The organism is Flavobacterium sp. UGB4466, from assembly GCF_903469665.1.
Taxonomy (GTDB): Bacteria; Bacteroidota; Bacteroidia; order Flavobacteriales; family Flavobacteriaceae; genus Flavobacterium; species Flavobacterium lipolyticum.
Window position 1 is genome coordinate 1 of record NZ_CAGKLC010000188.1, and the last position, 4,644, is coordinate 4,644.

A 4,644-nucleotide genomic window follows, 5' to 3' on the forward strand; every position below is an offset into this window, starting at 1 on the left:
TTTCTAAAATGTGGAAACAATCCGATTTCTGTCTTAATAGTACAAAATAATAAATCATTTTGTTTTTCAAAATAATATTTTTTATCGAATTCTATATTTGTAATTGCCTTTTGCAAAAAAAAATAGTATTTATCTATTGTGTTCATAATTAGTTAGATATTAAATCACCCCAATTACTTGCGGCTTTAACAGTACTATTTTTTTCAATTTCTGTGCTAAATACTTGTTTACCGCCTGCTTTTCCAGCTAAATCAGTTGTACTATTTAGTACTTTGATAGGCTTGGTTAAGGTATATTCCTCAATAATATAATTTTGTGGGTTATTCATAGCATCTAATTTTCCAAGTGCACCAGGTAATGTAAATTCTTCAGTAAAGAAATAATGTTTTGGTTCAGTAGCACCTTTTTTTGAATACCTAAATAATTTTGAACCAGCTTCTAAAATTTGTGTATAAACTGGCTTTTCAAAATTTACTGCTTCTAAATGTTTTTCAATATTACTTACGCCAAACTAGCTAAAAAAACTTTTAGCTAAATTAGTTCTAATTTCCGTAATAGATTGAAGGGCTCTAGGCTTTTTAAAAGATTTAAAAGGATTACTAAATTAAATCTCATCGTTTTCACCGCCAATTCCATATTTCGCAGTTTGCCAAACTGACATTACTTCGAATGTTGTATTGTATACAGATTTCACTGCTCCAAGATTTTCTTCAGAACTAGCTTGCAATATTGGATATTTCAAAATAGGTTTTCCTTGTGTTAATCTTCCAACATTTATGAATCCTTCAATAAAATCTAAAATCCTTAATCCTAACCAAGTTTTAACAGCATCGGTTTCTTTTATAGCCTTTTCTTTTTCCTTTACCAAAGTACTTGTCTCTAATCCTTCTAATTCTACTGACATTATAGGCGAGTTTGAACTAAAATGATATGGACTATAAAATGGATATTTATGAGTAAGTGGGTCAATTGTAAAAAACCTACCCACCCTCGGGTCATGCATCCTAAAGGTATAATTTAAGGAGTTTCCTTCACCTTTTAACTCATCGTCTTTCTCCTGTCCTTGAAAACCGTATCTGTAGCTATCACTAGACCCGTGTCTATTCGGGACTAACATTCCAAAAGGATAGTAATCTGAGAAGCTCAGAACATCCGGATTGAAACTATAGTTTTGCCCGTTTTGTGCGAACAAAGGACGGTCTGTAATTACCGAAAGAACGTTTCCTAAATGGTTCGAGAACTCATAGGTTTTATCTCCAACAAAACGGTAAGAGGTCAACGGACTTGTTACTACTGATCCATCTCCTTCTCCCTGGTCTAAACCTTCACAGGCATCTCCAATTCCATTTTTATTGACATCTTCTTGTAACGGGTTGGTTTTTGTTCTGCAATTATCACAAACATCACCAAAAGAATCTTCATCAGAATTTATCTGATCAAAGTTAGGTGTTTTTACGCAATTATCGCAGGCATCACCTACACCATCTTTATCCGTGTCTGTTTGATTGCCAACACCAGGAACGTCTTTTTCTGCCAGACCATTTGCTATTGCAATACAATTGTCGCATACATCACCTACACCATCTCCATCCAAATCTTTCTGGTCAGGGTTAAAGGTGAACGGACAGTTGTCTTGGGTGTTTATACGACCATCTCCCGCTCCGCAAAGTATACCTCACAGACACTGTGTAAATGTCTCTGAGTTTGCGCCAACTTGTAAACGTCTAGTTTAAAACACATGAACCATAAAGTCTCAGACTTTAAAACCAATTATCTATAATAAAAAAACCAGTGAATTAACTTCACTGGTTTTGCAATTATTTTTAAGAAATCATCCCCTATTTTAAGATGACTTATAAAACTGAATTTATCTTGTAATGCCAAACATCATGACCAATCTATCGTTAAGATAAAAATTAAGCGTTTGATCGGCTACATCAAAACGTAAGTCTTTATTGTTTAAATAATACAGCATTTTTTGCTCTGTTTTGTTTCCTTCTTCACCAATGCATGCCATTCTTGTAGACGCTACCTTATCAAAAGAAATACGATCACCGGTAGTTTCATAAGTTCCAAAGAAATTGTTGCAGCCTGTACTTCCGCTCACCTTCTTTTCTGCCGGATTAAACTTAATAGAAGCCTTTCCGTAATCCTGTCCAACATTTTCAAGTGCGATTAGTTTCCAATTGTTTTTTGCAATAAAACTCCACAGTTGGTTTTGTGTTGGTATAGAAAATTCCATCACCACTTTGTTCTTCCCATTTCTGAACTGTACTTTATTGTTTTTCTTTACAATTTTGAACTTTTTCTTTGTTATTGCAGCGCTAAAGTCTTGTTCTAATTTCATGCCTTCACCTTCACAAGCCATTAAAGTTCCAAAAGGAGCATCGGTCTTAATTTGATTTTTTGCAGAAAGCTTTGTGTACTTTACATTGAAGATATTACATCCGTTGTTACCGTTTATTGTACCAGATTCGTCATTAATCGTAATAAATGCTTTCCCGTTAGTTATCTTTTTTCCGTTTAACTGGGTCAAGATCATTTTGGTATTGTAAATTCCTTTTTCGGCATTTACAGGAGTTTTCGAAACAATGCTTTTCAGTTTGTACTGGTATGCAGAAGCATCGGCAGGAATAGGCTCTTGTCTTTTGGTTCTTGTTACCAAGATCTCATATCGATTTCCTTTTTCAAAATTAAAACCTTCAATATGGTCGTAAAATAGCTGCCATTCTTTGTCCTTGTCATACTTTACCTGCAGACATTCCATAGGGCCAACACCCATACAGGACACTTTACTTTCTTTTACAAACATTTTTAAACTTTCCTGACCATATGTAATTGTTGATAATAATACCGCTACAAAAACATAAATACATTTAAATCTTTTCATTATTTTAATTTTTTAGAATACCGATTAAGCATTCAGATTATTCATTGTTTTCTTTCCAAGCACGAACTGTGCCACTTTAAAATAAAGAACGTTTTTAACTTTTTTTTATCACATCCCCTGCTCTGCAAAGCGCACCTTAAAGCTACCGGGTAAAGATCTTAATTTAGTTACTCCATAATCGTTCTCTCAATACTACCTCTTCTTTCTGCAGTACCAATAGTTTTATGGTATATTGCTCTTGTATCAGTACACTGTTTATCCCACGCCGACAAATGTCTCTGACTTTGCGTTCTACTTACTCAACTCTCCCACTCGTGAAGATTTATGAAAGAAAAGTGCTATTTTTGAAAACAAAAAACATTGACATTCATCAGACCAACCAAACTAATTTAAAGTAAATAAGTCGGACATCGTTACAAATATATCCGCGTTAAGAGTAATTTTATGAAAAAAACATTCTATTATTTATTAATAGTAATTACAACGCTTTCTTGTTCAGAAAAAAAACATAAACAGAAAACATTACAATCAAAAAAAACTAAATCCGATTCGGTTATTAAAGTAGATGATGCTCTATTAGAAAACAATTCAGATTGTGTATTTGATGACAATTACAAAAAAATAACAGAAGAATGGCTAAGCGAACTTGAAATCAAAAAATATGTTTGGGATTCAAAAAATAATAGAGCAACACTGGTATTTAATGGTGATACTTTAACTGTATATAAAGGTGGCTGTGACCATTTTGTCAGTTCGATAGAAATTAAAACAGCTATTTACACTAAAAAGGAATCAGACAGTGCCTTAATAAGAAAAATCAATGATGTAGCATGTAAATTTAAATTTAATAATTATTGTAAAAAGCTTATTGAAGGTCAGTTTAAAAGAATTGACAATAGTGATTCATCATTTTTCTTTGAATTTAAAGATGATGATCCAGAAGATAATTTAATCTCTGAAGGTATAGAGATCTTTCTAAAAGAAAAAAGCACAATTATTAAAATATCAGAGTATTATAATTAAAACTACTGCTAACCAATCAATATCACCCCGCTCTGCAAAGTATATCATTAAAAAAAATAACACTTTGAAAAAATCCATTTATATCTTTTGTTTAATTTTAGGCACAATAGTTAACTGTAACTCTCAAAATTTATTCTCAGAAAATAAAAATTCTAAGAATTCAAACCAGAAAGTTACGCTATCTGGCAGATGGCATATTGACAACCTTATAGAACAGGATGATGACTCAGAATATTATCTTTCTAAAAGCAATAAGAATAGCACCGGAAATCATTTGATACTAAATGCTAACAATACATTTATGAGTGGTTATTCTGCTCCATGCGGTAACGATTGTTTTACCAGAACCTACGGCAAGTATACTCAAAATGACAATAATCACATTCGTTTCTTTTTGGAAAGAATTGAAAAATCAGGCGAATGTACAGGGGACTCAAATCCAAATCAGGATAAAGGATTATTTTTTATTTATAGCGACTCCACGGGTACAAAACTCATTAAAAGTGATGGAAAAATTAAAAATGATTTACGTAAAGTAAAATATTCTGCTTTGATAGACTCTATCAACCTAAGGAATCAGGTACGTAACCTGTATTATTTGAAATGGCAGGAAACAAGTAAAACAGGAATTAAAGAAATTGCTTCTGAATTTATTAACAGTAATCCTTTGTTAAAGCTTGATAATGCAACTATTTTATATTCAAAAAAAATAAGACAAATGTTTACTATGA

The 4,644-nt window shown here is 32.3% G+C and carries 5 protein-coding genes; 2 read left to right on the forward strand and 3 right to left on the reverse strand.

Going from position 1 to position 4,644, the window contains the following annotated elements; all coding sequences use genetic code 11:
- Positions 1-148: 148 nt before the first annotated feature.
- The 3 genes from JO950_RS21315 to JO950_RS21325 all read right to left on the reverse strand — a co-directional run bounded on the left by JO950_RS21315 (position 149) and on the right by JO950_RS21325 (position 2,890).
- Positions 149-328, reverse strand: a complete 180-nt coding sequence (locus JO950_RS21315) for a hypothetical protein (protein WP_202704444.1) — start codon at positions 326-328, stop codon at positions 149-151.
- Positions 329-604: 276 nt separating this feature from the next.
- Positions 605-1,672, reverse strand: a complete 1,068-nt coding sequence (locus JO950_RS21320; RefSeq protein WP_370528150.1) for a thrombospondin type 3 repeat-containing protein — start codon at positions 1,670-1,672, stop codon at positions 605-607.
- Between the two features lie 195 nt (positions 1,673-1,867).
- The gene (locus tag JO950_RS21325; RefSeq protein ID WP_202704446.1) at positions 1,868-2,890 is read right to left on the reverse strand and encodes an META domain-containing protein; all 1,023 of its coding nucleotides are present in this window, start codon (positions 2,888-2,890) and stop codon (positions 1,868-1,870) included.
- 444 nt (positions 2,891-3,334) lie between these two features.
- Here JO950_RS21325 and JO950_RS21330 point away from each other — a divergent pair, with 444 nt between their 5' ends.
- Entirely contained in the window at positions 3,335-3,913 is a 579-nt protein-coding gene (locus tag JO950_RS21330; protein WP_202704447.1) for a hypothetical protein, read from the forward strand.
- Between the two features lie 64 nt (positions 3,914-3,977).
- Positions 3,978-4,644 (forward strand): hypothetical protein (locus tag JO950_RS21335; RefSeq protein ID WP_202704448.1); only part of this gene is annotated, 667 nt, incomplete at its 3' end.